We start from the raw sequence: 15,905 nt of genomic DNA on the forward strand, positions 1-15,905 counted from the left end.
GGCGTGCGAGAGGAGTGGCCGCCATCGCTAGTCGCCCTTATATTTTTTGCCCATCCAATAAGTCTCCTTGGCCATGAATTCCCTGAGGTCGGGCGGTTCCATCACTTCGACATTCGAGCCGAACGACAACAGCCACCATTCCAGTTGGGCGGTGCGCAGCACGGTGGCGGTGATTTGCAGATGGTAGGTGTCGAAGTCCTCGGCCACTTGGTCCGCCGAGAGCGGCGTATCCAGCAGGTGCTGGGCGGAAGGCTTGTAGAACCGGGCCACCAAGCGGATTTTTTCCCGGCTGCCGCCCATGCCCATCAAGCCGTCGGCCAGGGCTTGATCCAGATCGAAGCCGGGTGGTCGGCGCGCCCCGGAACTGAGTTGCGGAAACCAAGCCCGCTTGATCCGATGCAGCGACAACACCCGCACATCCTCGTAGTCGTCCAGCATGCAGGCTAGGTACAGGACCAAGCCCTTCTGGATCAAGCCCAAGGGATGCACCCGGTATTCCACCGGCTCGTCCTGCCAGGGCTTCTGATAAAGCACGGCCAGTTCCCGCTCCTCGTGCAGGGCCTCATAGACCCGTTCCCGGACTTCCGGGCAAATCACCGGCGGCAATAGGGGTTGCTGGGCGGGCACCGCCCGGACCTTGTCCAGCCAGGAGCGCTTGTGCAGGTGCATCCTCAGCTTGGCGAGATGCTTGCGCGCCTGCTCGAACGCGCCGCTCAAGGCGGCCAGGGTCTCGCCGTGCAGCAAGGGCTTCAGGTATTGCTCCACCAACAGCAGAGTGATGGCCTCGTTGCGGCTCATGGCCGGAATGTTGAGGCTGGCGTCCTTGCGCCAGGCATAGCGGTGGGGTTTCCGGCTCTTGTCGACAACCAAAAGCTCGCCGAAGCGTTCTTCCAGCATCTCGAAAATGCGCTGGCCCCACCGGGCGTCGCTGTTGCTCACATCGTCCCAGCCCATGTCGAGCAGGAGGTTCTTGATGGTCTTGCCCTTCCCAGGCTCCGCGCGGGGTATCGCTTCCATGAGGTCCAGCACTTTCAGTAGCGAGGTTCCGTAGTCTTTTTGCGGCATGGCGATGGCTTCCGGAGCGGTGTTCAGACAAAGCCGATGGCCGCTCTGGGGCGGTCCGGCTTCAGGGCGCATTCGTTTTCCAAGGCGGCGAGCAAGGCCGCGCCCGTGGCGATGGGGCGGAAGCGGTGCTGGCGGGCGACGGTGGCGAAATCCCCCGGGGTCAGTATAGACAGCCTGGACAGCGCCGGACGCAAGGCCTCGGCGGGCGGCTCCAGGCCGAGTTCTGAACATTGCCGACAGAACAACAGCCAAGCCTGCCAGGGCAGGAGATAGTCGAACCGCAGCTTCAGGTCGAAGCGGCGCAGCGCCGCCGGGTCGAGCGCTTCGGCGAAATTGGTCGAGGCGGCCAGCAGCCCGCCGAATTGCTCCAACTTCACCAGGAATTCGTTGACCTGGGACACCTCCCACGCGTGGGTGGCGGCCTTACGCCCCGCCAGGAAGCTGTCCACCTCGTCCAGGACCAGCATGGCCCCGGACGCTTCGGCCTCGGCGAAGGCCTCGGCGATGTTCCGCTCGGTTTCGCCCACCCACTTGGACAGCACGTCGGCGGCGCTCCGGCCATAGACGGGCATGCCCAGTTCGCGCGCCAGCCAATGGGCGAAGGCGGTCTTGCCCGTGCCGGGCGGACCGCAGAACAGCAGCCGCCCGCTCTTGCAGCCCGCCAGGCCTTTGGCGATTTGCGCCAGGTCCATATCCACATTGACGAAAGCGGTGTCATAGGTGCCCGGCAGAGGGATGGCCACCCGGCTGGCCATCCCGGCTGACCGCTGGATCTTGACCGCGTGGCCCAGCAGTTGGCGCGCCGTGTCGGCGATGGCGGGTTCGGGCAGGTCGCCCTTGACGGTGTTGACCATGCCCGCGATCCGGACCAGGGCGCGGGGGGCCAGGTGGTCGGTTTCAGCGATCAGATGGATCACATTGGCGGGCAGGTCGAAACGGAAATGCTCGCGCAACAGCCGCTCGCGTTGGGGGGTGGGTGGAAAGGCCAGTTCCAGCACCATGTGGAACTCGTCCAACACGGACGGATGGATGTCGTCCAAGGACTTTACCGTCCAGAGGGTCGGCGCGGTGTTGTCCGCCAGCGTGCGGAACAGGCGGCCTAGGTAGCGGGCGGTGTTGGCCTCCGCGGAAGGTTCGACTCCCGAGCGCAACACCGGGTCGGCATCGTCGAACAGGACCAGCCGGACGCTTCCCGCCAGGCCGCATTGCGCCGCGCGCAATCCCCGCAGGCGGCGTTCCCGGTCGAGGAGATAACCGTCCTCGTCCCAACGGTAGGGCTCGACCGAATCGCAATCCAGTTCTTCCACCAGGACGCGGCCCAATTCGGTCCGGCCACTACCGGCAGGGCCATGGATCAGGATGTTGATTCCGGTGATCCCGCCCGTCATCGCTTCGCGGAGATAGCGCAGCAGCAAATCCAAGGGCGGTCCGAGATGCTCGAAATGCCCGATGGACAAGCGGGTCGTCCGTCCCGGACGCAGCGATTCCTTCAGGAATTCCATCGGTTCTTGCTCAGGTCCCAAGAGCCTGGTGACGAGGCTGCGCGATAGCGGGTCGAGCTTGGTGGCCAAGTTGCCCGGCGCACGGGGATCGAACCAAAGCAGGCCCGACAGGAACAGCCCGCCCTTGAGCGACAGGGCGGCGCGGATTTCCCGGATAGGCAAATCCAGCAATACCGCAAGGACGTGGCTGGCCTCGTCCCTGTCGAGATCGCCCAACATCTCGACCGTTTCCATCAGCAGGCGGTGCCCGCGCAGCAAGGCCACGAACTCCAGGATGCGATAGTCGGTTTCCGAGAAACGGTAGGCGATGCCCCGCGAAAGGAGGCTTACGACGTTCCGGGCCAGCGCCTCGGGCACCTGCGCGGCGCGGTACCGTTCCTCGGCCCGCTCGTGCAGGCTGGAAAGCTCCGCCCAAGCGCTGGCGGGATCGAACACCCCCGAGAAAAATTGCCCTTGATCAACCAGGCCCAGGGCTTTGGCGAGCCACTGGCTGGAAAAGCCGTGCTCGTGGATGAAGCGCGTATGTCCGTCCAGGGGAACCAAGGCCCGGAGCATCCACTTCTTGACGATTTTCGGGATGGCTTCGCGTCCCGGAACTTGGGTTTGAAAGTCTTCGATGTCCATGACGACCTCCTGATGAAAGGTGACATGGATATTTTCGGGAAACCATGCGACATATTGGGTCGCACGGAAGGGCTAGGGCAAAAGGAATTTTTACTCGATTTTGGCTATTTTCGCTTCCGCCGAAAGCGGGAGGCTGCCGCCGTAGGACAAGGATCGTCCGTTCGAGTGGGTTGCCGTCACCTCGGCGTGGAAACCCAGAGGCAGTGGTCCGACCTTGCCATCGCCCGGATTACGCCCGCCTTGATGGGACTGTTTTCCCTGGTCTGCCTGATTAGGGCTGATGGAGGACGGAACGGCCGGCCGCCTGGCACCCAAAGACCGGCGCAACCTTCTCCGACATGCTGGCCTTTGTCCGCCGCCACGGCGTGAAAGGCCAAAGCCGAGGCCTTGTAGATAGGTTTTAAAAGGGGCGCGTTCTGTTCTCTTGATTTTTGAAGAAAACGGTCATCCATGAATGACCGGTATCGGTCAGGGCGAATGACCGCAATGGCCGAACTTGAGACCTTCACGCTGGTTCTGACCAGCGGATTCCCTCACGAGTTAACCCAACTCAACAACCACCAGCTAAAGCTGGTGGGTTGACTATCGGCGGACTGAACCGCCGACTGAAGAGAAAACGGCTGAAAGCCGGTGGTTTGCACCACGGGCATCGCCCTTCGGGCGGGCTAAAGCCGCCTGTTGGAAAATCAACTCTCATTAGGAAGGGGCAAGGCGCTACGATCGACCACCCGCCGCAACACGAAGCTGGTGTGCACCCCGGTCACCCCGGCGATGCGGGTGATCCGGTTCAGGAGGAGTTCCTGATACGCCTCCATGTCCTCGACGACCACCTTCAGTTGATAATCCGCCTGCTGGCCGGTGATGAGCAGGCATTCCAGCACTTCCGGGATAGCGGCGATGTGGGCCTCGAAATTGGCGAAGCGCTCCGGGGTGTGCTGGTCCATGGAGATGCCGATCAGCGCCATCAGCGTCAACCCCAGTTTCTTGGCGTCGAGTTGAGCGCGGTAGCCGACGATCAAGCCCTCCGCTTCCAGGGTCCGCACCCGGCGCAGGCAGGGCGAAGGCGACAGCCCGATGCGGTCGGCCAGGTCCTGGTTGTTGATGCGTCCTTCTACTTGCAGGACTTCCAGAATCATACGGTCGTAGCGGTCGATGATCATGGGTTTTTCCCTCTGGTTTAGTCTTCGGCAAGCATAAGCCTAGATACGCCAGATATGCGCAATTAAATTGCCAAAAATGCGCATTTTCCATCCAAAAACGCAAGCGCCTGCGGGCCGGGATTGCCTAAGATTGCTCCATCTTCACCCCTGTTCAGGAGCATCCCATGTTGCAGCATCCCGCCCGCAAATACCGGCCCTACGCCCCGGTGCCGCTCGCTGACCGCCAGTGGCCCAACCGGGTCATCTCTTCCCCGCCCATCTGGCTGAGCACCGACCTCCGGGACGGCAACCAGGCGCTGTTCGAGCCGATGGATGGCGGGAAAAAACCGCGCATGTTCGAGGCCCTGTGCCGGATCGGCTTCAAGGAAATCGAGGTGGCCTTCCCCTCGGCTTCGCGGACCGAGTTCGACTTCACGCGCATGCTGATCGAGGCGGGACACATCCCCGGCGACGTCACCATCGGGGTCCTGACCCAGGCCCGCGAACACTTGATCCGCCGGACCTTCGAGTCGATCCGGGGTGCGCGCCGGGCCATCGTCCATATCTACAACGCCACCTCGAATGTGGACCTGGTGACGCTCGCCCTCAACCTCTATACCCAGGGCGTGCCTCCCGGCCTCGACTTCGCGGATATCAACGCCGTGGCCCGGGTTTACGAGGATTGCACCCAGTTGCCGGTCCATCCGCGCCACCCTTACGCCGGGGATTTGGTGTTCACGGCGTTTTCCGGATCGCATCAGGACGCCATCAAGAAGGGGTTCGCCATCCAGAAGGACGGCGAGCTTTGGAACGTGCCGTATTTGCCCATCGATCCCGCCGACGTGGGCCGGAGCTACGGCTCGGTGGTCCGGGTCAACAGCCAGTCCGGCAAGGGCGGCATCGCCTATCTCCTGGAAACCGGATACGGGGTGGTGATGCCCCGCCGCCTACAGGTGGAATTCTCCGGGGTGGTGCAGCGGCATACCGAGGCCAGCGGCGGCGAGGTGAGCGCCGCCGAAATTTGGCGGATCTTCTCGGCCACCTATTTGGACACCGCCGCGCCGGTCCGCTACCGGGAGCACCACCTGTTCGAGCGAGGCAAGAATCAGGGCATCCGGTTGTCCCTCGATATTGATGGGACTTCCCACCTGCTCACCGGCGAGGGCAACGGACCCATCGACGCCGCCATCCATGCCTTGCGTAGCGTGGACATCCATGCCCAGGTGCGCAGCTACGAGGAACGTTCCATGGCGGCCAGCGCCGACGGCGGCGAGGCCCAGGCCTGCGCCTTCGTCGAGATCGCCGCGGAGGGCCGGGAGTGCTATGGCGTCGGTATCGACGCCAACATCGTCACCGCCTCGCTCAAGGCCATCGTCAGCGCGCTCAACCGGTGCGGCACAGCGGCCTATGCCGCGAATACGCCGCATCCATCGGCGGCCGGCCGACAGGTTTGATCGCGATTTCCAACCCAGCCCAGGAGAACCCCATGAACCCTTCTTCCGCACAGCGCTTCAACACCCTCGCGGGCGGCTACGCCACCAGCGAGGTCCATTCGGCCAGCCCCACGCTCGACCGCCTGCATGACTTACTGCCGCAGGTCGGCTCGGTGTGCGATATCGCCAGCGGCGCGGGGCATACCGGCCTGCGGTTCGCGGGCACCGCCACGCGGATCGTCGCGGTCGATCCAGCACCCAACATGCTCGCCGAGGTGCGGCGTTTGGCCGCCCAGCGCGGCGTCGCCGTGGAAACCGTCGAGGCGTTCGCCGAGTCGGTGCCACTGCCGACCGGCAGTTTCGACCTGGTGGTGTGCCGGGTGGCCGCCCACCATTTCTCCGACCTGCCAAAAGCCATGGCGGAAATGACCCGGCTGGCCAAGCCGGGCGGCCATGTGGCGGTGATCGACATGGAGGGGGACGAAGACCCCCGGTTGGACGCGCTCAACCACGAGATCGAGGTGCTGCACGACCCCACCCATGTGCGCTCGTATACCGCGCAGCACTGGCGGGGATTGTTCGCGGCGAATGGGCTGGACGTAGTGGCGTGCGAAACCCGGCGCTGGGAAATTCCCGGCGGGATGACGGTGCGGCGCTGGTGCGAACTGGGTCAGTCCGGCGAGGCGGCGTTCCGGGCCATCCAAGCGCGCTTGGCGTCCGCGCCCGCAGAGGATTTGGCGGCGCTGGAAATCACCCGGGACGCCGTTGGGGATTTCCGGCTGCCGATCCGCACCTTACTGATGCTCGGGCGCAAAGCCCAGGTTTGACGGGGTGCCGAAGCCGCCCCGGTTCCGGCGCTTCGGCGTCCTGGCGAGCGCCTGCCGCTATCGGCTCAATGGGCCGCGCGGGTTTCGGTGGCAACGCCGGGCCGGGCTTGTCTTGGATGCCGCCCCTCGGCGAACTCCTCGATCATCTTCCGGTTGAAATCCGGCAGGTCGTCCGGCTTCCGGCTCGACACCAGGCCCTGGTCCACGACCACGGCCTGGTCCACCCATTCCGCCCCAGCGTTCTGGAGGTCCCGCTTGAGCGAGGGCCAGGAGGTCAGCCGCCGCCCCCGCACCACGCCCGCGTCGATCAGCGTCCACGGCCCATGGCAGATCGCCGCCACCGGCTTGCCCGCGTCGAAGAAGCCGTGGACGAAGGCGACAGCCTCCGGGTTCATCCTCAGTTTGTCGGGGTTGATGACCCCGCCGGGCAACAGCAGCGCGTCGAACTGGTCCGGGCTGGCCTGGGCCAGCGGCACGTCGACCGGGACGTTCTCGCCCCAGTCGGCGGCATGCCAGGCCTTGACCCGGCCCGCCGTGGGCGAGACCACGGAAGCCTCCGCGCCCGCCTGTTCGAGCGCCCGGCGCGGCTCTATCAATTCGGATTGTTCAAAGCCGCTCTCGACCAGGATGGCGACCTTCTTTCCTTGCGGTGGCTGGGCCATGGCGGTTCTCCTTTGGGTGGGGATTGTCTGGCGTAGGACTACGGATTGGCCGGATATGTCCCACTCATCCGGGGGAATTTTCGGGGAGGACTGCCTTGGATGGGTATCATAGCGCGCGCTAAAGTCCGCTCCCGCAATTGCGCAGCTAGCCGTCCAATTCCTTGAGATAGACGCCGTATTCCACACCATGGATCGCGGGCGCACTGGATACCCGCTTGAATCCCATGCGTAGGTACATGGGTAGGGCAACCTGCATGCAACAGCCATGGTCTCGGCCTCTGGTGGATTGGTTTATCGGGCAAGCGATTTGCCTTGCAGACGGATATTTGCCTTGGATCATAAGGCTTACAAAGACTTCATCTATCGCGGGTTGGATATCGCTTTATTTGGATGACATGGGATAATTTTTGTAAACCAAAAAACAGCCATCCGATGAACTACGCCACCCTGCAAACCCACCACGACTCCCTGCTGTTCGAGGCCGTGAGCGGCAGCCACGCCTATGGACTGGCCCTGCCGACTTCCGACACCGACCTCCGGGGCGTCTTCATCCTGCCCAAACGCGCCTTCTACGGCTTCGACCGCACCGAACAGGTGAGCAATCCGAGCCAGGACGAAACCTACTACGAGGTGGGCCGCTACGCCGAACTGCTGTGCCGGAACAACCCGAACCTCCTGGAATTGCTGGCCATCCCGCCCGACTGCGTGCGCTACCGCCATCCGCTGATGGCGCGGTTCACGCCCGAAATGGTCCTCAGCAAGCTGTGCGAGCAGACCTTCGCGGGCTACGCCCATGCGCAGATCAAGAAGGCGCGGGGGCTGAACAAGAAAATCCTCAACCCCGTCGAACCCAAGCGGAAAACCATCCTCGACTTTTGCCATGTCGCCGAAGGCCAGGGCAGCGTGCCGCTGGTGGAATGGCTGCGGCGGCGGGGCTGGCGGCAGGAGGATTGTGGCCTAGCCGCCGTTCCGCATTTCCGCGACGGCTACGCGCTGTTCCATGAGGTCAACCCGCCACCGGGGGAACAGTACCGGGGCATCGTTTCGGGGCTGGATGCACAGGAAGTCAGCCTCAGCAGCATCCCCAAACCCGCCGTTCCGGCGGGGCTGATGCACTTCAACAAGGACGGCTATTCGGCCTATTGCCGCGAGTACCGGGAATATTGGGATTGGGTCGAGAAGCGCAACGAGGCCCGCTACCAAAACACCCTGGACCACGGCAAGCACTACGACGCCAAGAACCTGATGCACACCTTCCGCCTGCTGCACATGGCCCTGGAAATCGCCACCGAGGGCCGGATCAACGTCCGCCGCGCCGACCGGGAGTTCCTGCTGTGCATCCGCCGGGGCGAGTTCGATTACGCCGACTTGCTGGGCCGGGCCGATGAGAAGCTGGCGGAAGTCCGCGCGGCTTATGCGGTTTGCGCCTTGCCGGAACAGCCGGATGTAGCGGCGGTGGAAGCCGTGTTGGCGGAGATTCGGGAGAGCGTTTACCACTGAAGCGCCCCTAGGCGGACCTTACCGGAGCCGGGCGGGAAGGTGGTTTGAAATGCCGGTAGAGGCACAGGGAATTAGATCAGCCAGTGATAAATAGCATGGGCGCGCAATCACTAGAGTTCCGTTATGCTAACAACCCCGCACTAGCTGGAATAAAAACGTGAATTTCGACGCCAATAATGACGGTGGCACCGCCATCGATGTCTTGCTGATTTGTGCCCTCAAAGATGAATACGACCAAGTTCTGCACGTTGCCGACGGTCTGGTGTCACCAGAATGGAAGGAGCATCGTTTGCCGGACGGGTGGATCGTGGCCGACAGCGCTTTTTCCACCGCCCGAAATTCCCCATTGACGATCCGCGCCACCCATGCCGAACACATGGGCCGGGAACATGCCCAGGCCATCGCCAGCAAGCTGATTCAGCAACAATCCGCCCATTGCATCGCCATGAGTGGAATCTGCGCCGGGCGGCGCGGCGAAGTCGCGTTGGGCGATGTGATTTTCGCGGATCGGCTCGGGTCTTACGACGCCGGAAAGTTGGTGGTGGACGAAGACGGGGAGCGGCGATTCCAGGGGGATATGTTCCAATTCCGTCCATCGCCGGTTTGGGCGCAACGCATGCAGCATGTCAAAACACCGACGGATTGCGCGTGGTTGTCCGAGCGTCCGAAATTGCCGCTCGAAAACCAAGAGAACTGGGTTTTACTGCGGATTTTGGCGGGAGATGATCCCCGCCAGCATCCCGACTTCAAAGAAGCCTGTCCCGATTGGAATAAGGTTCTCACGCGATTGTGGGAAAAACGTGGCTGGCTGGAAAAGCCATTGGTTTTAACCGCTAGCGGGCGGGCATGGGCCGAAGAACTCAACCTACGTTATCCCGCTGAATTGCCCGAACCACCCGCCTTCAAAATCCATACGGCCCCGATATTGACGGGTGCCGCCGTCACCGAAGACGCGGGTATTTTCCCGCGACTTTCCAATTCCACCGCCATGCGCAAAGTGCTAGGTATCGAGATGGAGGCCAGCGCTTTGGGCGCGTTCGGGGAAATCCATAATTTGCCTGTGCTGGTGGCGAAAGGCGTATCGGATTATGGCGACTCCTTCAAGGACGACCGTTACCAGACTTTCGCGGCCCGTGCGGCGGCGGAGTGTTTGATAAAGCTGTTGCGGGAATCGGCGGATTTGTTTCCAGCAAAAAAGGCGGCGGTTCATGTGAGTTCTGCGATTTTTCTCCGCCCCTCTTCATTGGGTATTCCAAATGATTTGATACTTGCTCTCGCGGAATTTTATCCCGACGTTCGAGAGGCACGCGCTTTGTGGGAACGGGCGGGTGGCCGGGGCAGCGAGGTCGAGAATATCGCCCGGCCACGGGATTTATGGCAGCGGCTTTGGCAAAACAGTATGCAAGGGTCAGCGGCGCGGCCCGAAGCCTTATTGCGGGCGGCTTTGGAGGATTATCCGGCTAATCCGGTGTTCGCCTCGCATCTGGCAAGCCTGATTCGCCAATCAACCTGAACTATCAACCGGATTAAAAAGCAAAATTGGGGGATTTGAATGACCACGCTGTTGACCGATTTGTTAGCCGCTGGGCTTATCGACACTGTAAACAGTGACGAGAACTTTGCCAGAATAGAACGCGCCGCAGAAACAGTGGCACAAGAATTTCGGAGAAAACCGCTACAACTTATCCGTGGTATTTTAGCGGGGCTTGATCCTGATACGCCAGCAAATGACCCACTTATGGCCTTTGCAGAAAAGGCGCTGGTGGCTGAATGGAAAACCATGCGTAATCATCACGCTGATTCTCCAATCAATTTATACAGGAGCGTTTTATTAGAAGCTTGCAATTTAGTAACGGATGAAAGAAATTATCCATCTATATTATGGATGACCGCAGCAGACGCTTTTCTATTTGTTCGTCAAAATCGTGAACAGGCCGTACTACTACAAGCATTTAAAGCGTGGGCTTCAGCAATCGAAGCAGCAATCTTAATCTCACCTTTCTCATCAGAAAAAAAGCCGCTATCGGCAGTACACGAGCTTCCAAAAACATCTGGCTTGATACTCTCAGAGCCAAGACAAGTTGACCGACAAAATCTTTTAAATCGTGTGGCAGCAGCCTCAGGACAAAACTATAATAATAATCCAGTAGATAATCCAAACCCATATTGGACAAATACTCAACAACACTGGTCATGGGCGTTTTCTGATCGAATGCATTCCCTCCTTGCTGATGAGCTAGACGATTTAGCAGCCGATATGGTTGAGATTCAAAACAAACTTGGCGAGGAAATGGAAACCTTTCTTGCCGACTTGACCAACGCCATAAAAAACAAACTGGCTTCACAAGTCCAGACAGTTCAAGAAACCCTTTGGGCTGAACAAACCCGCCTAAATTCCCTCTGGTGGTCCGAAGCCCTTTATTCCCCTTCGCTGCGTTGCGGCTATCGCGAAATCCCGCCTGAACTCGCCGCAACCATCATGGCCTTCGATCTGCTCGCCGAAGTGTCGAAACCCACCCCGGCCAGTGTCGCCCACCTGCTGGCCGAGACGGTCAACCGCCTGCCGGGCGCGGGATTCGACCGGAAGCAGGGCTTCCGGGATTGGCTCCTCGAAATCTGCAAAACCAGGGATCAATTCCCGCAAGCCGTGCTGAAAGACCTCATCCCTCCCCCCGACGAAGGACGCCTGAGCCTACGCGACGCCGTCGTGCTGGCCTTGGGCAAAAACCCCGATGTCGATGCCGCGCTGCGCCGCACCGGTATCAGCGACGACGCGGAACTGAGCCTGCCGGTCTTTTCCCGCGCCTTGTTTCGGCAAGAACAAGCAGTGCGGCTGGCCGGAGGTCGCGCATGAATCCGCAATGCCAGGATGTCGAATGCTACGCCCACGAAGGCGAAAGCTGCCGCTTGGGCGAAGTCGATCACACCCAATGCGCCAAATGGACCAACGTTGCGCCGGGCACCGAACCTGAAACCGCAACCCCTTCCACACCGGCGGCGGCGCGGGTGTGCTGGTCCGGCAGTGCCTTGGGGCTGGCCGACATCGCCAACCTGACACCCCGCGCCCGTTCCATCTTGATTGGCGTACTGGGGGCTTACGATGCGGGCAAAACCACCCTCCTGATTGGCAACTACCTCCAACTCCTGCGCGGCAACACCCTGGCGGACGCCCATTTCGCCGGTTCCCGCACCTTGGGTGCCTGGGAATCCCTGGCCGCTTGGACCCGCTATGACGATGTGGTCCGTCCGCCGCGCTTCCCGCCGCATACCCCCCGTGGCACCAGCCGGGTTCCGGGCCTCCTGCACTTCGCCTTGCGGGGTGCCCACGATGAATTCCGCGATATCCTGCTCACCGACGCGCCGGGCGAATGGTTCACCCGCTGGGCCATCAAAACGGACGCGCCCGGTGCCGAAGGTGCCTGCTGGATCGCGGAAAAAGCCGATGCGTTTTTGGTGTTCGCCGATTGTGCGCGGCTTTCCGGGCCTAAACGTGGAGAGGCAAGAGATGATCTATGCCAACTTTTGGAACGCTTGGGCAATGAAGTCAGTCTGCGGCCTACCGCATTGGTATGGGCGAAAGACGATCAAACGGTTCCAGAGCGCATCCAAGACACCCTCCGCAAGGTGTTGAATGAACGAATTCCTCAAGCGACCGAAGTTCGCGCCAGCATCACCCGCCCGCAATCGTTGGTGGATGTGCTGGCAAGCGTAATCCGCCCCGCGTGGACGGCCCCTTTGGCAAAACCCTTGATCGAACCCGTCCTCTACCACCACGCCTTCGCAGCATTCCGGGGGCACCATGCAAGCGCCTGAATTGATGCTCCTAGGCGGACCAAACAGCGGCAAAACCCACTACGCCGGACAGCTTTATGGACGGTTGCGGCGCAATCCGGGCTTGCTCCGACTCAGGGATACCCCCCTCGACCTTTCCCTCCTGGAAGAAGTCTTGCGGTGCCTGTCCGAAGGACGGGCAGCGGAACATACCGCGGCGGATACTTGGGGCGAGGTTTTATTCCCTTTGGAGGATGAACGGGGCAACGCCTTGGACCTCCGCTGGCCGGACTATGGCGGCGAACAACTACGCAGGGTATTCAACGAGCGGGCGGCGCAAGAGAAATGGCGGACGCAACTCCGCGAAGCGCGGGGCTGGCTCTTGCTCATCCGGCTCAAGGGCGAAACCGTATATCGCGACGCCTTGCAAGAACTCATCGAACTTGCGGATGGGCGCAATGGCAGCACGGAGCGGGCAAGCAAATGGGACGCTAACGCCTACTGGGTGGAATTGCTGCAAATCCTCCTGTATGTCGCCGGCCTTGGCACCGTCGTCCGCCGCGCCCAACCACGCTTGGCGGTGCTGCTTTCCTGCTACGACGAGCTAGAAGGGACCGACGGTTTGCAACCGCGGCAGGTGCTAGCCCAGCAGTTACCGCTGGTGGCTAGCTTCATCGATAGCGCATGGTTTCCCAACGCGGTAAGCGTATGGGGATTGTCGGCCCTGGGTCGCCATTTGGAAAAAGACAGTACCGATGAACTCTTCATTGATGATGGCCCGCAATTCCAAGGCTGGATCATCGCCCCCGAAGGCGGCCAACCCGACCCCGATTTGAGCCGCCCGGTGGCTTGGCTGCTGGGGGAACCATGACACTTCCGTTGCGGGCCAGTTATGGCGCGGTCGACAACCGGCATGACCTACTGGACTGGGATGGCAAGCCAGGCCATCCCCCCGCCGAGTTGCTGGGCTTGACGGACAAGCCGCCGGGCTATCTGAATCCCGGCGAACGCTGGTGGCCTTGCCTGGGTTGCGGCCCGGTGGAGGGCGGATGGGCGCTGTGGTGGACGGAACCCGACGAAAACACCCGCCGCGGCGGCATGGTGCGTAGCGAGGTGGCCTTATGGCCACTGGACGCGATTGGCAATGTCGCCGACCTACGCCCGTTCATCGCGGAGTTGGCTGGGGGGAAATCTATTCCGCCCTCCAACCCCGGCTTGCTGCTGGCGGTAGCGGAAGCCTTGGTTGCGCCAAGCGCCCACAAGCCTCCCGTGCTACCGGACCTGGAAGCCTGGCCGGGCGTGGTCGCCGATGTGTGGGCGCGGCTATGGCCGGAAGCGCGGCGGGCCTTCGCGGCGCGGATCGCTATCAATCCCCCACGCGGCGGGGAATCGGCCTGCCTGCCTTGGCTATACGGCATCCCGGCCAAGCGGGCGCCCGAGTGGATAGAACATCGCACCATCAGCCCCGACGATAACGGCCAGCCCAGCCGGGCCGCCGCATGGCTGGTAGGAAACCCCGATGCCACCCTCAAAGAGATTCTGGAGTCCTGCGAACGTTTGCCCGCCAAATTGGATGTTCTGAGTATTGTCGCCCGTGCGGCGGATCGCTTGGACAAACTAAGGGGCTACCCAAACCCACAGAATGCCGTAGATTTACTGCGCTCTTTGGCAGTTTTAGCGCCAAGCCCGGAAGATGCGATAAACCCAAAGCTGGAAGCCTTGCGTGAACTGGCGCGGGGATTCGCCGACACCACGCCGGAGCTTGTGCGTTCGCTGATGAATATCGATCCAGCCAACCTGCCTACCGATGGCTTACCGCACCGGGAACTTAGGGCTTGGGTTGGCCTTCGTGCGCCCACGCTGTCACCGAAGGACGCGGCAGAACTGCTGGAAAAGCTGGCCCCCGGCATTCAAGCGAAAGCTTGGTGGAGAGAAGGGATACGGGAGGCTTTCACCGAAGGCTTAACCCATACCGACAGCCACTGGGCCAAGGCCGCAATTCGCTGGATGGGAATCGCGTCCTGCGGGAACGTGCTTGGCGAAATCCTTCCCATGACCGAAGCCACCGAAACCCGCGTTCTAAATGCCGCGGCCGATGAAAATATGGCCGGGCCTAATTTGGAGCAAATCCGGGTATTCACCCAGAACCGTGCATGGTCCCGCTTGCACGCCTGGGCCGCGATGAAAGGACTGGCTGCCCGCGAAGCCTTTCAAGCCCAGCGGCAATTCCCTAATAAACCGCTTCCAGGCTTGGAATTTCTGGTCGAGCGCTTGCCCGGCCCGGTGGTGGTTGAAGAAGCGATTGCAAACCCCGACTCCCAAACCATCCAATTGGTAGCCCGGCGCACGTCACGGGAACCGGACTTACTACGCCCGTTGGATGTCGCTCAACCCGCATGGAGAACCCTATGGGCCGCGCATGTCGCTGCCAAAGGCACGCCCTGGCCTCCGGGCGCAAACCGCGAAATACTCGGCAATGGGTTATTGGATTCGGTTATGGCGGGAAACGAGCCAGCAGGCTTGATCGCAGTTCTTGCCAGGGATTTGGGGGGATTGGCTTTTGCGTACCCAAAACGGGCCGAGCTTTGGCGCAAATTAAGCCGTGAAGGACAGGCGGCTTTGCTTGCCGAAACCGCCCTGGCTTTGTTGCGGGCTTGCGAAACCGGCGCGGAGGTTTTCCAGCCCGAAATGCCATTGGCCGAGGAAGTGGTCAGGCGGATGAGGGCTGCGCCATCTTCGGCCAGAGTTATGGCGACTGTTTTGCCGTGGGATGTGTCTTTGAGCGAGCGGGAGTTTATCCAATGGCTGCATGGTTCCTCGCGAACCGAATGGCTGCCGACTGTTTCAGCGGCCATTGGGCGGGCTATTGGCGTCAAGCATTGGAAGAATGCGGCGGAAGCGATTTATGACCGCTGGAAACCAACGTGGCGCTGGCTATTAGGATGGTCAATGCCGATACCAGAATATAAACCAGCCCTGGAAATGTGCTACAGCTTGTTATCGTTGCGCCAATGCTATTTGGCGCCTTTATATGGCATAGGGGATAAATCCACCGCTTTCGACGAAGGGGAAATTATTCGCCAAGTTGCGAATTTAGGAGCCGATATTGCCCCGGATAGTTTGGAGGATATATGGGAACGTGCGGGCGGGAAGCGCAAGCAGTTAAAGGAAGGTGGAACTCCGGCCACCCGGTGGCGGGAAGCGGCGAATATGGCGAGTCAAGCCGCATTAAAGGATGGCTTGCTGGATTTGTTGCGCGTGTTGGAGGAAGAGCGGCCACATAATGAGGAAATACAAAAGGTTAAGCTGCTTGTGTCCAGCTTGAATAAGCAGCGTAAGCGATAAGCTGGTTTGGTCTTCTGGGATATGCGCGGTTAGGTCG

Annotated in this window: 12 protein-coding genes; 8 read left to right on the forward strand and 4 right to left on the reverse strand. The window is 61.2% G+C overall.

Annotated elements, in window-relative coordinates:
* Positions 1-27 precede the first annotated feature (27 nt).
* The 3 genes from B9N93_RS05710 to B9N93_RS05725 form a co-directional block, all read right to left on the reverse strand.
* Positions 28-1,065, reverse strand: a complete 1,038-nt coding sequence (locus tag B9N93_RS05710) for a helix-turn-helix transcriptional regulator (protein WP_176225146.1) — start codon at positions 1,063-1,065, stop codon at positions 28-30.
* A gap of 23 nt (positions 1,066-1,088) precedes the next feature.
* Positions 1,089-3,191: an ATP-binding protein gene (locus B9N93_RS05715; RefSeq protein ID WP_085211694.1), complete on the reverse strand. Its 2,103-nt coding sequence runs from the start codon at positions 3,189-3,191 to the stop codon at positions 1,089-1,091.
* Positions 3,192-3,877: 686 nt separating this feature from the next.
* Positions 3,878-4,351: an Lrp/AsnC family transcriptional regulator gene (locus tag B9N93_RS05725; RefSeq protein ID WP_085211697.1), complete on the reverse strand. Its 474-nt coding sequence runs from the start codon at positions 4,349-4,351 to the stop codon at positions 3,878-3,880.
* Between the two features lie 164 nt (positions 4,352-4,515).
* Between B9N93_RS05725 and B9N93_RS05730 the strand changes: the two genes are divergently transcribed.
* Together B9N93_RS05730 and B9N93_RS05735 are read left to right on the forward strand one after the other, a co-directional pair.
* Entirely contained in the window at positions 4,516-5,784 is a 1,269-nt protein-coding gene (locus B9N93_RS05730) for an alpha-isopropylmalate synthase regulatory domain-containing protein (protein WP_085211699.1), read from the forward strand.
* 32 nt (positions 5,785-5,816) lie between these two features.
* Positions 5,817-6,590: a class I SAM-dependent methyltransferase gene (locus B9N93_RS05735; RefSeq protein ID WP_085211701.1), complete on the forward strand. Its 774-nt coding sequence runs from the start codon at positions 5,817-5,819 to the stop codon at positions 6,588-6,590.
* 65 nt (positions 6,591-6,655) lie between these two features.
* Here the strand turns inward: B9N93_RS05735 and B9N93_RS05740 are convergent, their stop codons facing one another.
* Complete coding sequence (locus B9N93_RS05740) at positions 6,656-7,252, reverse strand: type 1 glutamine amidotransferase domain-containing protein (protein WP_085211703.1); 597 nt, start codon at positions 7,250-7,252, stop codon at positions 6,656-6,658.
* Positions 7,253-7,684: 432 nt separating this feature from the next.
* Here B9N93_RS05740 and B9N93_RS05750 point away from each other — a divergent pair, with 432 nt between their 5' ends.
* The 6 genes from B9N93_RS05750 (at position 7,685) to B9N93_RS05780 (ending at position 15,868) form a co-directional block, all read left to right on the forward strand.
* On the forward strand, positions 7,685-8,752 hold the full coding sequence (locus B9N93_RS05750; RefSeq protein ID WP_085211705.1) for a DNA polymerase beta superfamily protein: 1,068 nt from the start codon (positions 7,685-7,687) through the stop codon (positions 8,750-8,752).
* A 376-nt stretch (positions 8,753-9,128) separates the two neighbouring features.
* Positions 9,129-10,265 (forward strand): effector-associated domain EAD1-containing protein, encoded by a 1,137-nt coding sequence (locus B9N93_RS05755; protein ID WP_254899460.1) that lies wholly within the window; start codon positions 9,129-9,131, stop codon positions 10,263-10,265.
* 39 nt (positions 10,266-10,304) lie between these two features.
* On the forward strand, positions 10,305-11,606 hold the full coding sequence (locus B9N93_RS24490; protein WP_125468856.1) for a GTPase-associated system all-helical protein GASH: 1,302 nt from the start codon (positions 10,305-10,307) through the stop codon (positions 11,604-11,606).
* Complete coding sequence (locus B9N93_RS05770; RefSeq protein WP_085211713.1) at positions 11,603-12,565, forward strand: TRAFAC clade GTPase domain-containing protein; 963 nt, start codon at positions 11,603-11,605, stop codon at positions 12,563-12,565. Before B9N93_RS24490 ends, B9N93_RS05770 begins: the two co-directional genes overlap by 4 nt.
* Positions 12,552-13,394 carry a TRAFAC clade GTPase domain-containing protein gene (locus B9N93_RS05775; RefSeq protein WP_085211715.1) on the forward strand — a complete coding sequence of 281 codons (843 nt, stop codon included), beginning with the start codon at positions 12,552-12,554 and terminating at the stop codon, positions 13,392-13,394. Before B9N93_RS05770 ends, B9N93_RS05775 begins: the two co-directional genes overlap by 14 nt.
* On the forward strand, positions 13,391-15,868 hold the full coding sequence (locus tag B9N93_RS05780) for a GAP1-N1 domain-containing protein (protein ID WP_085211717.1): 2,478 nt from the start codon (positions 13,391-13,393) through the stop codon (positions 15,866-15,868). The genes B9N93_RS05775 and B9N93_RS05780 overlap by 4 nt, the downstream gene beginning before the upstream one ends.
* Positions 15,869-15,905: the final 37 nt, after the last annotated feature.

The organism is Methylomagnum ishizawai (genome assembly GCF_900155475.1).
In the GTDB taxonomy this organism is placed as follows: domain Bacteria; phylum Pseudomonadota; class Gammaproteobacteria; order Methylococcales; family Methylococcaceae; genus Methylomagnum; species Methylomagnum ishizawai_A.